Genomic DNA, 17,366 nt, shown 5'->3' with positions numbered 1-17,366 from the left:
GCCAGCAAGGCTGGGTGTCACCCCAAGGACCCGCGCGCCCATTGAAAGCGACGCCTGCCGGTTCCGGCAAGCAAGTCTTTTGTGCAGCCGAACGCACAATGCATGCGCACACGCGCGAGGTGCTGTCATCTCGCGCGTGTGCAAGCGATGAGTGCAGAAGCGGATTCGGCTTAGTCGTTGCGCGCGACCGCGGTCAGCTTGGTCATGTTGTGCAGCATGATGCGTCCGCGTTGCAGGTCGACGATGCCGTCCCGGCGCCAGCTCTGCAGCTGCCGGTTGACGCTTTCGCGCGCGGCGCCGACGAAGACGCCGAGCTGTTCCTGTGAGATATGCACCTCGGAACCGAAATCCTCTGCCAGCGCACAGAGCCGCCGCGCCAGCCGCACCGGCAACGGTTGCAGCACCGACTCTTCCATCCGCTCGCTCTGCCAGCGGATGCGCTGGCACAGCAATTCGATCAACCGGACCGCGACCTTGGGTTCGCGCTCGAGGAAGGTGAGGAAGTCGTCCCGCCGCAGCACGAACAATTCGCAGGCCTCGCCCGCGGTCGCATCCGCGGTGCGGTCCTGGCCGTCGAGCACCGCGACCTCGCCGAAGAGATCGCCGGGCCCCATGAAGTTGAGCGTCAGCCGGCTGCCGTCGGAGGCACCGGTCTCGATCCGGACCTGGCCGCGGCGGACCCCGAACAGGGCGTCGCCGGGATCGCCTTTCTGGAACAGGAGCTCGCCGGAGGCGAGCTGCTGGGTGTGGCACAGGGTTGAAAGCCGCTGCAATTCGTCCGCGCCGAGATCGGCGAACATCGGGTTCATCTTCAAAATGACCGCAAATTCGGCCTGTTTGCTCATTGTACTGCCTTCCCAAATCGATCCAGCGCAGTCCCCGCTCACGCCGGTTAGCAAAAATCACCCTCAATGAAGTGTGTCAGAGATCACATAAGTTCATGCGATTAGCGGATTATTTTTACCTGCATTGGAGCGAGGTCCCATTTGCGGGATAATCTCGCGCGATCGGACCTGCCCGCCCGCGGGTCAGTCGATCCGATGCCGCCTGCCCGGTCGGGAACGACGACATGAGAGCACTGAAATTTGCCGTGGCCGCGATAGCCGCCGTGGCCGTGATCATCGCCCTGCTCACGGCGATCGGAGTTCCCTCCGCCTTCCTGACTTCGGCGATCACCGAACGGGTCGAGCGCGAGACCGGCTACCAGCTCACGGTCAATGGCGGCGCCAGGATCGGCTTCTGGCCGAGCGTCACCGTGACCCTGAACGACGTCGTGCTGCAGGATCCGACCGAGCGCGAGGTCAACAACCGCTTCGCGGCCGATCGCGTCGCGGCCGAGATGACGCTGGCGAGCCTGTGGTCGGGCCACCCCGACGTCACCGCGCTCACGATCATCAAGCCCGTGGTCACCTTGCCGCTGCAGCGCGAGCGCACCCGCGATCACAATCCGCAGACGAAGTCCGCCTCGTCCGGCAACGACGGCATCACGATCCGGCACGTCAGCGTCTCCGGCGGCACCATCGTGTTCTCCAATGTCCGCGACCGCATCGAGAACCGGATCGAGACGGTCAACGCCGATGCGACCGTCGGCGACGACCGCAAGATCGTCATCACGGGGAATGCGCAGGCCGGCGACAAGCCGCTGAAATTCGAGATCAAGGCCACGGCGCCGCCACCTCCGCTGGAGCGGCAGAACGTGCCGGCGGAATTTCTCATCGATGCGCCCGGCCTGCTGCCTGCGGCGATCAAGGCCAATGCCGAGGTGCGGCTGAACGGCACGGTCGCGATGTTCAACGGCGTTTCCGGCACGCTCGGCGACGGCGGCTTCACCGGCTGGGCCTCGGTCGATTTCGCCAGCAACAAGCCGCTGGTGAAGCTCGATCTCGACTTCCAGCGCATCGCGATCGCAGCGCCCGGTCCCTCCGACGCAGCGCAGCCGCTCGGCACCAACAGCTGGAGCAATGCCTCGATCGACCTCACCGGGCTGAACTATGTTGACGCCCAGGCGCGCATCTCGGCGGCGGAACTTGTGATCGGCGACGGCCGCTTCGCACCTGTGGCGATCGACGCCACGCTCGACTCCGGCATGCTGAAGGCCCGTCTCGCCAATCTCGGCGCCTATGACGGCACCGCCAATGGCGATCTTGCGATCGACGCCAGGGGCACTGAGCCGGCCTACACGCTGTCGCTCGACGTCAACGGCGTCCGCGCGCTGCCGGTGCTGAGCAGCCTCGCCGCCTTCGACAAGCTCGACGGGCGGATGCAGGCCAAGATCAGCCTGCGTGCGCAAGGCGGCAGCGAGCGCGCCGTCGTCGGCAGTCTCGGCGGCACGGCCTTTGTCGTGCTCCAGGACGGCAAGATCATCGGCCTCAATGTCGCGCAGATGATCCGCAACCTCACCACGAGCACGTTGTCCGGCTGGCAGCAGAGTGAGGCGCAGGCGACCGATCTCAGCCAGCTCTCGGCCTCGTTCAAGATCGACAAGGGCCAGGCCGTCACCACCGACCTCAATCTGGTCGGCCCGCTGGTCAAGATGACCGGGGTGGGCACGGTCGACCTCAACACCCGCCAGATCGGATTCCGGGTCGAGCCGCAGCTCGTGATGACCACCGAAGGCCAGGGCCGCGCCGGCAACCCGGTCGGCTTCGGCATCCCCGTGCGCGTCGAAGGGCCCTGGGTCGCCCCGCGGATCTATCCGGAGATGCAGGGCATGCTCGACAATCCGGAGGCCGCCTATGCCAAGCTCAAGGAGATGGGCAAGGGCCTGTTCGGGCCGAACGGCCAGGGCCTGGGCCAGGGGCTCAACGGCCTGACCAACCTCCTCAATGGTGCCCAGGGGACCGGACAAGCCGGCGGAACCGGCGCGCAGCCCGGGAACGCCCAGCCGCCCGCCGGTGCCAATGGCCAGAACCCGCTCGGCGGGCAGCTCGGCGAGACCCTCGGCAATCTGCTGCAGCAGGGCCTCTCCACCATGAACCAGGGCAATTCGCCCCGCCCCGGCCAAAACCGCAGCCTGGCCCAGCCCCAGCCGGCGCCCCCGACGGCCGAGCAGCCCGCGCCAACCCCGCCGGCCGCCGATGCTGCCGCCCAGCCGGACAATCCCGCCATGAACGACGTGCTGCGGCAGCTGTTCAACCGCTGATCGGGCCGCTCCCTTAAGAGCTAACCATGCGGCCGGCCGGAACCGGCGCCGCCTCCCGATCCGTGCTAAACAAGTCTGGCACGCCCGGTAGGTCTGAAGGGGCGCACGAGGCTGGATGAACGAGGTCGTCAAGGACAAGGTCTGGTTCCTGCGCGGAGGCTTGTTCGCCAAATACGTCCTCGCGCTGGTCGGCCTTGTGGTGTTCGTGCTCGCCGTCAACGGCGCGCTGGAGACCTGGATCAGCTACCGCGGCATCAAGAGCACGCTCACCGATGCGATGGGCGAGAAGGCCGACGCCACCGCCAAGCGCATCGAGCAGGCGATTTCCGACCTCGAGCGCCAGATCTCCTGGGTCACCCGCGCCTCCTCCAACACGCTCGAGTTGCGTCGCGCCGACTATGCCCAGCTGCTTGGCCAGGTCCCGCAGGTCAACCAGCTCACCTTGATCGACGGCGGCGGCCACGAGGCGCTGCGGCTGTCGCGCCAGACCTATACCGTCAACTCCAACGCCGACTTCTCCCGCGATCTCCGCTACACCGAGACGGTGAACCGCGGAACGGCTTTCGCGCCGGCCTATTTCCGCGACCAGCGGCCGTATATGTCGATCGGCGAGCAGCATTCCGGCTTCAACGCCGGCGTCACCATGGCCGAGATCGATTTGCGCTTCCTGAACGACTTCCTGAGCGACTCCCAGGTCGGAAGGCTGGCGCTCGCCTATGTCGTCGACGCCAAGGGCCGCGTGCTGGCGAGTTCGTCGAAGGGCCCGGATGTCGGCAAGGATCTCTCCGGACTGCCGCAAGTCGCCTCGCTCTTGATGCCCGGCGGCGCCAGCGTGGTCGCCGGCACCGACAGCGACGGCAATGCGATGCTGACCACCGCGCGCAGCGTGCCGAAGCTCGGCTGGCACGTGTTTGTCGAGCAGCCGACCGCGCAGGCGCTGGCTCCGATCCGTGACCAGCTGGTGCGCGTCGCGCTCCTGATCGCGCTCGGCCTCGTGGTCGCGACCATCGCCGGCACCATTCTGGCGCGGCGCATGCTGGTGCCGATCACCGCGCTCCGCACCGGCGCGCGGCGGCTAGGGGCCGGCGATTTCGGCCATCGCATCGAGGTCAAGACCTCCGATGAGCTGGAGGAGCTCGCCGGCCAGTTCAACAGCATGGCCGGCCAGCTTGCCGAGACCTATTCCGGCCTCGAGGCCAAGGTGAAGGAGCGCACCCGCGACCTCGCGCAGTCGATCAACGAACTGAAGGTGCTGGAGGAGGTCGGCCGCGCGGTGGCCTCCTCGCTCGATCTCAACGCCGTGCTGCCGACGGTTGCCGCGCGCGCGCTCGAGATCACCCATGCCGATGCCGTGCTGATCTATGGCTACGACGCCATCCATCGCAGTTTCACCCTGACCCAATCGATCGGCATCGACGACCAGGCCGAAGGCAGCCATCGCGCCATCGAGGCCAGCGGCAGCCCGCTCGGCGAGGCCGCCGCCAACGGCGAGCCGCTGGCGTTTCCCGATCTCACCGACAGTCCCGATCATCCCTTGCGCAATGTCGTGGTCGGCGCCGGCTTCCACTCCGTGCTTGTGGTGCCGCTGGTCGACCAGCAGGGCGTGCTCGGCGCGCTGGTGGTGCTGCGCAAGATGGCGGGCGACTTCCCTGCAAGCCTGATCGGCCTGATGAAGACCTTCGCGCACCAGGCGGTGCTGGCGATGCGCAATGCGCGGCTGTTCAGCGAGGTCGACCACAAGAGCCACGCTCTGGAGCAGGCCAACGGTATCGTGCGCGAGCAGGCCGACAAGCTTCGCGCCCAGACCGAAGAGCTCACCGACTTCAACAAGTCGCTGGAAGCCCGGGTCGAGACCCAGCTCGCCGAGATCGAGCGCATCCGCCGCCTCGAGCGCTTCCTGGCGCCGCAGGTGGCGCAGCTGATCGCCTCCTCCGACAGCGAGCAGGGCCTGCTGGCGAGCCACCGCCGCGAAGTCACCGTGGTGTTCTGCGACCTGCGCGGCTTCACCGCGTTCACCGAGGCGACCGAGCCGGAAGAGGCGATGAACGTGCTGCGCGAATATCACGCCGCGCTCGGCAAGCTGATCTTCAAATACGAGGGCACGCTCGACAAATATGCCGGCGACGGCGTGATGATCCTGTTCAACGCGCCGATCCAGTTCGAGGACCATGTCGAGCGCGCGGTGAAGATGGCGGTGGAGATGCGCGACACCGTCGGCCCTCTCACCGAGCGTTGGCGCAACCGCGGGCACAGCTTGGGCTTCGGCATCGGTATCGCGCTCGGCTACGCCACGCTCGGCCAGGTCGGCTTCGAGCAGCGGCTGGAATACGCCGCGATCGGCAGCGTCACCAACCTCGCCTCCCGCCTCTGCGGCGAGGCCAAACCCAACCAGATCGTGGTGAGCCGCCGCGTCTACGGCATGGTCGAGGCCTGCGTCGAGGGCCGCCCGATCGACGATCTCGTGGTGAAGGGATTCAACCACCCGATCCTGGCCGCGGAGATCCTGAGCTGGAAGGGCGAGCCAAGCGCGGAGGCCGCGGCGGAGTGAGCGAGCGTTGCACGCTCTCTCCCCTAATCGTCTCGCTACCAAACCGTCATCCTGAGGTGCGAGCTCTTGCGAGCCTCGAAGGATGAATCGGCCACCAGCGGGGCCGTCGACCCTTCGAGGGCCGCTGAAGAAGCTGCCACCTCAGGGTGACGGATTGAGAATGAGGGCGCGCGGTCACCCCTCGCGGGAACTCACCCCCCGGCTCTCACCTTGTATTCCCGGCAAAGATGTGTATATTGGTACCGTTCGATTAGCCGTTGTGCCTTGTTGAATGGTCAAAGCGGCCCTCCTCCAAAGAACATCGCAAGTTGAATGATGATGCGCAGGTTTGCGCAAGAACGCGTGCGTGTGCACGCACTTTGGAGAAGAGAATGGCGACAGGTACAGTGAAGTGGTTCAACGGCCAGAAGGGCTTTGGTTTCATTCAGCCGAGCGACGGCAGCAAGGATGTGTTCGTGCACATCAGCGCCGTCGAGCGCGCCGGTCTGACCGGCCTGGCTGAAGGCCAGAAGCTCTCGTTCGAGCTGAAGACCGACAAGATGCGTGGCAAGACCAGCGCCGAGAATCTCGAGCTGATGTAAGCCCGAGCCGTCATTCCACGGATGTACTGGGATGACGACGCGGCCCGCTCGATCCCGCAGGGGTTGGGCGGGCTTTGACGTGTTTGGAGACGGGATCGCCGATGACCGCGAAGCGGCCAGAACCTTCGCCTTCGAGCCTTGCCCGGGCGCACCGCCAGCGGATCGCGGCCGAGGAAGGCGCGCGCGCGATCGCCGAGGTCGAGCGCGACGGCATCGCCGTGCGCAAGAACATGGCGCGCCTGCGTGCGCTGCGCGAAGCCCGCGACGCCGAGGCGGCCGATGCGACGCCTGTGCCACAGCCCGCGGCCACCAAGGCGAAGCGAGCCAAGCGCATCGTGCGCTAAGACTCCCTCCCCACGTCGTCCCGGACAAGCGAAGCGCGATCCGGGACCCATAGCCACAGGATTGTGTTGTTGAAGCGAGCGGCGGCCCCAGCCTCTCGTCACCGCAAGCGCGGTGGTTAGGGGTCCGGGCTTGCGCCGGGACGACACCGAACAAGTGGCACCATTCCTGATTCAACGATCAAGGGGTGCGTCACAGCGATGGCAAAATCACCATCCAGTGACCCCCACCCCCAGCGTGATCACGATCACGACCGCCCTCACCTCTTCCAGGAATAACCCATCCCCCGCCCCGCTCGCATCCTCTTGGGCGCGGGCAAACAACAAGCAGGATGGGTCGGATGACGGGTCTGGACGGGACGCACGCCGCGGCGTCGGTGGTGGCGTTGCATTGCTCGCTGGGGTCGGGGCGGCAGTGGACGAAGCTTGCGGCTGCGTTTGGCGGCGCTCGGTTCATTGCGCCTGATATCTCCGGCTATGGCGTCTGCACGGTCGGGCGCGACTGGCCGCGGACGTTGGATGGCGAGATCGCTCGGCTTGAGTGCCGGCTTGCCGAAGTGACCGGACCGCTGCATCTGATCGGGCATTCCTATGGCGCGGCGATCGCGTTCCGGATGGCGACGGTCTCACATTATGCGAACCGGGTTCGCAGCCTGACCCTGATCGAACCTGTGCTGCCGACGTTACTGCGCGACAGTGCACAGGACGCGCGACTGTTCGAGCGGTTTGCGGACGCGGCCGAGCGGTTGTCGCAGGATATCTTCAAGGGTGCGGTGATGGAGGCGGTGGCGGATTTCACTTCGTTCTGGGCCGGCTCCGGGCCGCGCGAGCAGTTCTCGCCGAGCGGGCGGCTGCGGATGATCGAGCAAGCCGACAAGCTGCCGTACGATTTCGCCGCCGTGCTCGCGGAAGACGGCGTCGCGGCTGCGGCGACGCGCTTGCGCGTACCGACGCTGCTGATGTCGGGCGGGTTGTCGCCCTATGTGACCCAGCGCATTGTCGCAAAGCTCGCCGCGCTGGTTGATGGCGCCGAGATGCGGCATTGGCCGGCCGCCGGCCACATGCTGCCGGTGACGCATGCGGACCGGGTCAATCCGAAGATCGTGCGCCATGTCAGGCGGGCCGACGAGCTGGCGGCGCTGCATCTGGCAACTGGGACCGACACGGTGCGGGCGCAGCCGGCTGGCTCGCCCGGGCCGCATCTGATACTCAGGAGGCCCTCGTTCTGGGAATAGCGCACAATGAATTTGCGTCTCGCTTTCGCTGCCACCGCATTCGTCATCGCAGCCCAGCCCACCCTCGCCGCCGGCGAAACCGACGCCGCCCCCAAAGGCGCGGCCGTCACCGTGCTGAAGGCCTCGAAATACTGCTTCGGTAATATCGTCGAGATCTCCGGCATCGTGCAGCCGCGCGACGAGCAACAGGTTCGGCCTGACAGGTTTGGGCTGAAGGTCGCCGAGGTGATGGCGGATGCCGGCGACACGGTCGCGGCGGGGCAGGCGCTGGCGCGGCTGACGGACGGGGCCAATTCGGTCAACGTCACGGCGCCGGTGGCCGGCACGATCGCCGCGTCGACGGCGATCGTCGGCGCGTCGGCCTCGGCCAAGGGCGAGGCGCTGTTCTCGATCATCGCCAAGAGCGAATACGACCTGGTCGGCATGGTGCCGACCCGCGACATCGCGCGGCTCGCCGCCAACCAGACGGCGCGAATCAAGATCTCGGGCGCCGGCGAGCTCGACGGCAAGGTGCGGCGGGTGGCGCCGACGGTCGAGCCGAACAGCCAGCTCGGCCAGGTGTTCATCGGCATCGCGAGCGACCGGCGGCTCCTGGTGAATTCGTCGGGCCGCGCGCAGATCAAGACCGGGCAGAGCTGCGGCGTCGCGGTGCCGCTGACCGCGATCCTCTATTCCACCGCCGGCACCGTGGTGCAGGTGGTGCGCGGCGGCCGGGTCGAGACGCGGCGGGTCGAGACCGGGCTGATGTCGGCCGGCCAGGTCGAGATCCGCGACGGCATCCAGGAAGGCGACATCGTGGTCGCCCGCGCCGGCGCGCTGCTGCGCGAGGGCGATCCGGTGCGGCCGGTGGGCGGGAATGCGGCAGCGAAGTAGCTGGCGAAAAGCCAGGACCCATACGCCGCTGCCCGTGAAATGGGCGCGAGCGGCGTCGGCTTCCTTCAGCTACCCAATGCGGTGGTAATGGGTCCTGGCTTTCGCCAGGACAACCGTGAGGAAAGATCCAGGCTACGAACTATTCGCCCCCTCCTTTCGTCCTGTTGTGGCAAGCGCACCACATGTTGCTGCCAAATGCACGTTTGTGTGCGAAAGCGTTTGTGTGGCCGGGCAGCAATCCCTAGGTTGCGACAACCTGCCGCAGGATTTGCCTGTCGCATGGCGAGAGCGGGGCGCGATGACTGCGTCACGCTTTCCTATCGCTCTGTATTTTCAAGCATTTTGCAAGCGATGACATGGTGCCCTGATGGGGAAGGACGCCTGCGGAGTTGAGGCCGGAGTGTCGTCGACGCCCGGTTGGCGGCAATGGCGGAGCCGGTCGTTGCGCGGGGCGATGGCGTCCGTGCTGCTCGCCGCGCTGGTGCTGTTCGGCCTTGTCTCCCCAAGCCTTGCCGGCTTCAGCACGACCACGGTGACGCCGACCGCCCAGACCGCCGCCCTCGGCGAGCCAGTAGCCGTCACCGCACTGATCCAGGACAGCAACAACACGGCGACCGGGACGGCGACATTCGATTTCGGCGACGGCACCGCCACCAGCTCCCAGCCGGTGGCGAGCGGCGGCGCCGCGATCGCGAGCCACGCATACGCCGCTGCCGGCACCTACACGGTCACCGTCTCCTACGTCGGCGATATCGACCCCGATCCGAGCAGCGGCACCGCCACGGTGACCGTCAACAAGGGCGACCCGGGTCCCCCCACCATCATCCAGCACTCCAATCCCAGCACCGCGGGGCAAACCGTCAACGTCTCCGCCAGCGTGGCCGTCCCTCCACCCCAGGTGCAACCGACCGGCACCGTCACCCTCAATTTCGGCGACGGATCCAGCCAGACCGTGGGGCTCGGCGTGTTCGCCAACCACATCTACACGGCCGGAGGCAGCTTCACGATCACCGCCACCTATAATGGCGACAGCAATTACACCCCCTCCAGCGCGACGGCCACCCAAACGGTGCAGGCGGCGACGACCACGACCCTGACGCCGTCGCCCAATCCCGCCTTCGCCGGTCAGTCCGTCACCTTCATCGCCACGGTCACCAGCTTGGGCAACCCGGTGAACGCCGGCGCGGTGACCTTCAACTTCGGCGACGGCGGCACGGCAACGGCAACCGTCAACGCGAGCGGCCAGGCCATCACCACCCACGCCTATAGCGCATCCGGCGGCTTCAGCGTCACCGCGAGCTATGGCGGCACCGCGGCCTTCCTGATCAGCACCGCCACTGCGAACGAGACCATCAACACCGCACCAACCTCGACATCCGCGAGTGCCGGTCCCAATCCGAGCACGATCGGACAGCAGGTCAATGTCACGGCCACGGTGACCAACACGGCCGGCGGCCCGACGCCGACCGGCGCGGTGACGCTGTTTTTCGGCGACGGCACCACGGCCATCGTCTCGCTGAACGCAAGCGGCGTCGCTACGACCACCCACACCTACGCGGCGGCCGGCGCCTTCACCGTCACCGCCAGTTACGCCGGCACCGGCGCCTTCCAGGCGAGCACGGGCATCTTCACCCAGCAGGTGAACCAGGGTGCATCGACCACGACGCTGACACCCTCGGCCAATCCGGGCGCCGTCGGGCAGGCGATCAACTTCACCGCCCATGTCACCGGCAGTGCCGGCACGCCGACCGGCACCGTGACCATCAACTTCGGCGACGGTACCACCGCGACGGCGGCGCTGGCCGGCGGCAGCGCCACGCTCAGCCACAGCTTCGCAACCGCCGCCAGCTTCACCGTGACGGCCACCTATGGCGGCGACCCGACGTTCACGGCAAGCACGGCCACCCTCACCGAACAGATCGGCACCACGGCGACGACCGCCACGCTGACGTCCTCGGCCAATCCGGGCAGCGCCGGACAGGCGATCAGCTTCACCGCCCATGTCAGCGGCAGCGGCGGCACGCCGACCGGGACGATGACCTTCACCTTCGGCGACGGCATCACCGCGACCGCCACGCTGGCCGCCGGCAGCGCCACGCTCAGCCACAGCTTCGCGAGCGGCGGCAGCTTCACGGTGACGGCCTCCTATGGCGGCGACGCGACGTTCGACGCGAGCTCGACGACGCTTGCGCAAACCATCAGCATCAATCCCACCACGCTGGCGCTCGCCTCGTCGCTGAACCCGAGCCAAGTCGGCCAGGCCGTGACCTTCACGGCGACCGCGACCAGCCCGGGCGGCACGCCTGTCGGCACCGTGACGTTCAGCGACGGCGGCGTCGTGATCGGCACGGTCGCGCTGTCGGGCACCGGGGTAGCAGCCTTCGCCACCGCAGCGCTCACGCTCGGCAGCCACACCATCACTGCACGATATGGCGGCAGCGCCATCTTCGCGGCGAGCACCGCGCCGGCGGTGATCCAGGCCGTCAACACGCCGTCGGACAGCCTCAAGCTGCGCCAGATGCAGGTGCTGGCCGCACCGGTGGTGGCGCAGAATTCGGGGCAGGCGATCTCGGGTGCGGTCGATTCGGCGATATCAGAGGCATTCTCCGACGGCGGCAGCTTCGCCCAGCCGAACGCATCGGGCATCCGCTTCAACTTCGCCGCCGATCCCGAAGCCGCGTCGACGCCGCCGACGGATCCAAGCACGGCGCAGAGCAGCGGCACTGGCATTGGCATTGGCATTGGCGCGCAGGCCTATGCCAAGGGCGGCACGCAGCGGATCGACGATGCCTTTGCCGCGCTGACGACCAAGGCGGCGAAGGCGCCGCCGCGCGCAGTCGAACCGCGCGACTGGTATGCCTGGGCCGAGGTGAAGGGTGCAACGCTGGATCACTGGGGCACCAGCGGTGTCGGCGGCGTGGGCGTCGTGCCGGGCCAGACGCTGCTCTGGGGCAACCAGGTCAATCTGCTCGCCGGCATCTCCAGAAAGTTCACGCCGAATTTCCTGCTCGGCGTGCTCGGCGGCTACGAGAATTTCGACTTCCGCTCCGATGCGCTGCAGGGCCGGCTGAAGGGCGACGGCTGGACCGTCGGCGGCTATCTCGGCTGGATGATCTCGCAAAACATCCGGTTCGACACCGCCGTGACCTATTCCGGGATCGGCTATGACGGCCTTGCCGGCACCGCCTCCGGCAATTTCGGTGGCGAACGCTGGCTGGTATCGGGCGGGCTGACCGGCAACTACCGCGCGTCAGGCTTCATGATCGAGCCGTCGGCGCGGGTCTACGCACTGTGGGAGCACGAGAACGCCTACACCGACAGCCTCGGCACGCTGCAGGCGGCGCGTGATTTCGCCACCGGCCGCGCCAGCGGCGGCGTCAAGGTCGCCTATCCCGTCGCTTGGTCATCGACCATGGAACTCGCGCCCTATGCCGGGCTTTATGGCGACTACTATTTCAACTCCGACACTGCCACTGCGGCGATCGCCGCGCCTGCGGTGCCTACGCAGTTCGTGCTCGACGGCTGGTCGGCGCGTGCGACCGCGGGCCTCGCAGCACGATTTGTTGGCGGCGGGCAGATCGCGGTCGGGGCGGAACGCGGCGGCATCGGCGGCCAATTCGCACTGTGGACCTACCGCGCCCGCGCATCGGTGCCGTTCGCCGCGCAATGAGCGAGCCGGCGAATAGGGAATAGCGAATAGGGAAGAAGGCGCCGCAGCGAAGGCCCTATTGGCCACTCGCCATGCGGGCGGCACTCAGCCGCCAAGCTTGACGTCTTCCAGCAGCGACGACGACACGCTCGGGACCTGCTCGCCTTCGCTGGCGCGGGAGATCGCGACGCGGGTCTTGTTGAAGGCGGTCTCGGCGCCGGCCTGGGCGGTGAGGTTGTTGAGCAGCTCGGTCACCAACACGCTGTTGGCGGACTGGCCGTCGTCGGCGACCTTGCCGGGCGTGGCCGAAGACAGCACCAGCGTGTTCTCCGGCGGGGAGATCGGGGCGAGGCCGTGGGAATAGGAGCGGAAGCGCCGCTCATACGGATTGCGCCTGGAGGCATCGAGCACCACGAGCTTGGCCTTGGCGCCTTGCTCCTTCATCACGTCGAGCACGGATTCGACGCTGACGCCGGATCGTTTGACGTCGGCTTCCTTCCAGATCGCGGCATCGACCGGGATCATGTAGCTGTCGCGGCCGACCTGCACGCCGTAGCCGCCGAAGAACAGCATCGCTGTGGTGTCGGGACGGATCTTGGCCTTCATGCGCTCGACCGCGCGGGCCATGTCGTCGCGGGTGGCATCCTCGACCACGTCGACGTCGAAACCCTCATGGCGCAGCCGCGCCGCCAGCGTGCGGGCGTCGTTGATCGGCTGGGCGAGCGGAGCGTTGGCATCCGGATAATGGCCGTTGCCGATGATCAGCGCGACGCGGGAGGCACCGGTCGGGATCGCGCCGGTGGTTTCGGTCGCGATCGCCTTGGCGGCATCGAGCGAACGCTTGTTGAGCGCGGCATGGGCGCCGATCGCCAATGACACCGTCCCTGCCATCGCAACGGCGACGGCGATGGTGCGGCGAGAAATGCGAAGCTGCCTCAGGTCCATAGCGTTTGTAATCCCAATCGTTATCCCGAAGGCGCTACCTTGCGAGGCCGCGCCTGTTAGTCGCTTCAAACACAGTCAGGTTTAATGGGGTTGCGAGGTCTGTGCCGTCCGATTGATCTCAATTTGCGGCGCTGCAACAAACATTCCCTTAACCCGGCCGGGCGGCAGGAGCAACCCGGTTTGGCGCATACGGCCGCCCGGCACATGGGATTGACTGCGTTAAGATCCAGTTACGTGACTGCGATCACATTTGTGTTTTCCATGGATTCATGTAGCTTTCCAAGGACTTGCTGAGTACTTGCGGGTTCGGGAACAAACCCGAGAAAGATCGCCGTAGCTTGGGGCGTTAACCGGTTCCACGGGAAAGGGTTTCATGGGTTTTCCGGGCTTTCACGGGGTGGCGGGCGCGGTCTGCCGGGCGCTGACGGCCAAAAAGGACGGCCCGTCGCTGTACGATGTCTGCGACCCCGTGCTGTCGCGCTACCAGGGCGGCGACACCCATCTCGGACAATTCTATCGCACCGCGCTCGGCAATCCGCCGCTGCGCGCGCTCCTCCGCCGCGCTGGCCTGCCGGCGCTCGGCGATGCCGGCCGGCTGGCGCGATTGCGCGCGGCACTCACGGCCGCGCGCGACCAGGCGGCGCCGGACTGGGCCGCGGTCGGCGCGCCGGTGGCTGACCTGATGGGCGATCTCGATGTCAGCCATCCCGCGCCGCCCGCCGGCAGCGCGCCTTCGCGCGCGCCGGAGATCGGCGAGATCGACCGGGTGATCCGCGCCACCAGCACGCATCTGCTGCGCTCGTTCGCGAAGAACGGCTTCCTGCCGACCTATGCGGCGTTCAACCTGATCGGCGACCCCGACATGGGCGGGCGCGAGATGCTGATGGCGCTGACCGGGCTGAACGCGCGCGGCTACAAGAACTCGACGCTGCTGTTCTCGCTGGCGCGCGTTTTCATCGCGCATTCGCCGGCGCGCGCGCTGGTCAATCCACCGTGGCGCGGCATCGCCGAGCCGATGTGGGAGCCGGTGCAGATCCGCCATCGCTCCGCCTATTACGACGCCTTCTTCACCGAGGCGCTGCTGGGCTTCATCGAGACCGGGCTCGCCTCAGTGGAGGAGACCGCGGCGGCGCGGCGCGCGATCGCGGAGATGGTGGAATTCTGCATCAAGACCAGCGCCGAGGAGGTGCCTTCGCATGACGGCACGCGCGTCAATGTCATCACCGCGCTGGCGCCGGGCAAGCATCCGCGCTTCTCGCGCTTCTTTGCTCAGATCAAGCAGGACCTCGGCTTCGGCCTCTACGTGCCGGATTGCGACACCACGGCTTGCGCGTTCTCGGCCGCGACCCAGGCCGGTTCCGACGATCCCTTGCTCGACCAGCCGCTGCTCGATTTCTACCGCGGCTACCAGGTGCGCGCAGGCGCCAACGAACCGCGCGTCACCGTGCCGCTCAACGACCACATCGACTATGATGGCGGCGTCGTCACCTGGATCGACAATCTCGACGGCGAGCGGCCCTATGGCAACGACCTCGACCCGACCTTGAACCTCGACATCCTCGAAGTCTCGTTCCGCAACCTTGCGCGCTGGAAGATCATCGAGACGCCGCAGCGGCTGGAGACGGTGCAGCGCATCATCGCGTTCCAGCAGCGGCTGGTCGAAAGCGGCGCATTCAGGAATCCGCGCTCGCATATCTATTATCTGCCCGAGCTCTATTCGGCCTATTTCGGCCGCTGCTACGCCGCCTTCATCGCGCTGCCTTTGGCGACGCAGCGCATCATCGATCCCGGCGGCGTGTTCGCGCTGATCCGCGCCCGCGTGCTCGGCTATGTCAGGGATGAGCTGATCGCCCACGAGATGAACGCGTTCGACGCAGCCCTTGCGCTGATCGCGCTGGCGCATCTTGGCGCGGAGGTCGCGAGCTTCACGCCGGCGCTGCATTGCATCGTGCAGGCCGTCGGCGAGGGCGGCCGCAAGGGACCGTACAAGGCCTATGAGTGGAACAAGATGAAGACGCCGACGCGGATTTTGGTTGGCGGGCCCGAGGTGACGTCGGCCTTCGTGCTGATGGCGCTGGCGCTGGCGCGGAAGCGGATGAATGCCTCGTAGGATGGGTGGAGCGAAGCGATACCCATCGCAGCACGGGGGATGAATGATGGGTATCGCTGCGCTCCACCCACCCTACGGACTCCATCCGGGCTACGGATATCGGGGGATGACGCGAAGTTGAAACCATCCGTAACACAACACCACTGGCACGACTGCCCAATTGCCCGCACAATTCTTGGGCACTGACATCGGATTATAAACCCTTTGCCGGGACCGCTGATGCTCAAGACGTTGCTCACCGCTGGCCTGTTGCTCTCGCTGTCGACATCGGCATTCGCGGCCGACATCACCGGCGTGCCGAAGATCCGCGACGGCGACCAGCTGCAGATCGGCTCGGTCAGGATCCGGCTCGGCGGCATCGATGCGCCATCGACCGACCAGCTCTGCCTCAACACCAAGGGCGAGCGCTGGACCTGCGGCATCGCCGCGCGCGACGAGCTGGTCAAGCATGCCGGCGGCAAGAGCTGGACCTGCCACGCTCGCTCGGTCGACCGCCGCGGCCGCACCATCGCGCGCTGCGAGGTCGACGGCGAAGACATCCAGAAATGGATGGTGAGCAGTGGCTGGGCGCTGGCCTTCACCCGGATCTCGAAGGACTACGAGCCGGACGAGAAGGCCGCGCGCGAGGCAAAGGCCGGGATGTGGCAGGGCGCGTTCATCGCGCCGTGGGACTGGCGCGTGCGCAACAAGAAGACGCCGATCCTGGGGTCCGTGAAGCCGCCGGAAGGCGCCCATGCCATCCTGCTCGCCTCCGCCTCCGGACCGGTCGCGCCGTCGCCCGACTGCACCATCAAGGGCAACGTCAACCGCTCCGGCGAATGCATCTATCACAAGCCGACCAGCCGCTGGTACGCGCGGATCGAGATGAAGGTCTCGAAGGGCACGCGCTGGTTCTGCTCGGTCGAGGACGCCGAGGCCGCCGGCTGCCGCGAGACGCGGCGCTGACCCTTGACCGGATGAAGCGCAGTCGGACCGCGCAATGGACGCCCTGACCGACAACGAGGCCGATCCGCCTGCCGTGCACAGGCGCAGCCGCACAAGGCGCGCGGCGATGGCGCTGCTGTTCGTGCTGGCGGTCTATCTGGTTGCGGCCTATCTGGTGCTGCCGGCGCTGTGGCGGCACTACGAGCATCAGAAGGGCCTCGCGACGCTGCCGATGGTGACGCGCACCGCGCAGGGCATTCCCGGCGATCCCATGAATGTCGGCCTGATCGGCGACCGGAAGGATGTGGTCTGCGCGATGCACGCCGCCGGCTGGTATCCGGCCGATCCGATCACGCTGAAATCCACCATCGAGATTGTCGGCAGCGTGCTGCTCGATCGTCCCTACAGGGATGCGCCGGTGAGCAGCCTGTTCTATCTCGATCGTCGCCCCGATCTGGTGTTCGAGAAGCCGGTGGGCTCGAGCGCCGATCGCCGCAACCATGTGCGATTCTGGAAGGTGCTGGATTCCGGCGAGGAGAAACGCCCGGTGTGGCTCGGCGCCGCGACGCTCGACCGCAGCGTCGGAATCTCCAGCTACACCGGCGCAGTGACCCACCACATCGCCCCCGACCTCGACGCCGAGCGCGCGCTGCTCGCCACCGATCTGGAATCATCGGGCATGGTGACCGCGAAATACCAGGTCACCGGGATCGGGGCGACGCTCGCCGGCCATAACGGCGGCGGCGATCCCTATTTCACCGACGGCGAGATCTGGGTGCTGCGGCTGGTCGAGGCCTGCCGCAAGAACGATGGCGCGGTCGAGCAGCTCCCGAGCCCGGCTGCGACCGAATTCAAGGACCAGGTGTGGCACGCGGTGGTCGAAGCGATCGGCAAATAAGGCCGCGTCCCGCGGTTTTCGAGACGCTGGATTGCGCCGCAATGCTCGCAATTCGACGTCCAATGGAATAGTCTCCGTGCTCAACCCCTCACATGCATGATCTGCACATTTCACCCAAAA

Annotated in this window: 12 protein-coding genes; 10 read left to right on the top strand and 2 right to left on the bottom strand. The window is 66.9% G+C overall.

Annotation, left to right across the window (positions count from 1 at the left end):
* Positions 1-170 precede the first annotated feature (170 nt).
* Entirely contained in the window at positions 171-845 is a 675-nt protein-coding gene (locus tag IC762_RS02430; RefSeq protein ID WP_195787072.1) for a Crp/Fnr family transcriptional regulator, read from the bottom strand.
* Positions 846-1,069: 224 nt separating this feature from the next.
* Here IC762_RS02430 and IC762_RS02425 point away from each other — a divergent pair, with 224 nt between their 5' ends.
* The 7 genes from IC762_RS02425 to IC762_RS02395 all read left to right on the top strand — a co-directional run bounded on the left by IC762_RS02425 (position 1,070) and on the right by IC762_RS02395 (position 12,390).
* Positions 1,070-3,142, top strand: a complete 2,073-nt coding sequence (locus IC762_RS02425) for an AsmA family protein (protein ID WP_195787071.1) — start codon at positions 1,070-1,072, stop codon at positions 3,140-3,142.
* 115 nt (positions 3,143-3,257) lie between these two features.
* Positions 3,258-5,690, top strand: a complete 2,433-nt coding sequence (locus tag IC762_RS02420; protein ID WP_195787070.1) for an adenylate/guanylate cyclase domain-containing protein — start codon at positions 3,258-3,260, stop codon at positions 5,688-5,690.
* Positions 5,691-6,061: 371 nt separating this feature from the next.
* A complete protein-coding gene (locus tag IC762_RS02415) occupies positions 6,062-6,271 on the top strand; it encodes a cold-shock protein (RefSeq protein WP_195787069.1) in 210 nt (69 codons plus the stop codon).
* A 101-nt stretch (positions 6,272-6,372) separates the two neighbouring features.
* The gene (locus IC762_RS02410) at positions 6,373-6,615 is read left to right on the top strand and encodes a hypothetical protein (RefSeq protein ID WP_195787068.1); all 243 of its coding nucleotides are present in this window, start codon (positions 6,373-6,375) and stop codon (positions 6,613-6,615) included.
* Between the two features lie 338 nt (positions 6,616-6,953).
* Positions 6,954-7,847 (top strand): alpha/beta fold hydrolase, encoded by an 894-nt coding sequence (locus tag IC762_RS02405; protein WP_195787067.1) that lies wholly within the window; start codon positions 6,954-6,956, stop codon positions 7,845-7,847.
* Positions 7,848-7,853: 6 nt separating this feature from the next.
* Positions 7,854-8,720, top strand: a complete 867-nt coding sequence (locus IC762_RS02400; RefSeq protein ID WP_195787066.1) for an efflux RND transporter periplasmic adaptor subunit — start codon at positions 7,854-7,856, stop codon at positions 8,718-8,720.
* A gap of 442 nt (positions 8,721-9,162) precedes the next feature.
* Entirely contained in the window at positions 9,163-12,390 is a 3,228-nt protein-coding gene (locus tag IC762_RS02395) for an autotransporter outer membrane beta-barrel domain-containing protein (protein ID WP_195787065.1), read from the top strand.
* A gap of 84 nt (positions 12,391-12,474) precedes the next feature.
* Here IC762_RS02395 and IC762_RS02390 read toward each other — a convergent pair whose 3' ends face one another.
* Positions 12,475-13,314, bottom strand: a complete 840-nt coding sequence (locus IC762_RS02390; protein ID WP_195787064.1) for a caspase family protein — start codon at positions 13,312-13,314, stop codon at positions 12,475-12,477.
* Positions 13,315-13,687: 373 nt separating this feature from the next.
* On the opposite strand from IC762_RS02390, the gene IC762_RS02385 reads away from it, so the two are divergent.
* The 3 genes from IC762_RS02385 to IC762_RS02375 all read left to right on the top strand — a co-directional run bounded on the left by IC762_RS02385 (position 13,688) and on the right by IC762_RS02375 (position 17,246).
* Positions 13,688-15,424: a hypothetical protein gene (locus IC762_RS02385; RefSeq protein WP_195787063.1), complete on the top strand. Its 1,737-nt coding sequence runs from the start codon at positions 13,688-13,690 to the stop codon at positions 15,422-15,424.
* Between the two features lie 219 nt (positions 15,425-15,643).
* Positions 15,644-16,369 carry a thermonuclease family protein gene (locus IC762_RS02380; protein ID WP_195787062.1) on the top strand — a complete coding sequence of 242 codons (726 nt, stop codon included), beginning with the start codon at positions 15,644-15,646 and terminating at the stop codon, positions 16,367-16,369.
* 34 nt (positions 16,370-16,403) lie between these two features.
* Positions 16,404-17,246 (top strand): LssY C-terminal domain-containing protein, encoded by an 843-nt coding sequence (locus IC762_RS02375; protein ID WP_195787061.1) that lies wholly within the window; start codon positions 16,404-16,406, stop codon positions 17,244-17,246.
* Positions 17,247-17,366: the final 120 nt, after the last annotated feature.

This window comes from Bradyrhizobium genosp. L (assembly GCF_015624485.1).
Lineage (GTDB): Bacteria > Pseudomonadota > Alphaproteobacteria > Rhizobiales > Xanthobacteraceae > Bradyrhizobium.
Note: the sequence above shows the minus strand (reverse complement) of the source record. Positions and strands in the feature narration are given on the sequence as shown.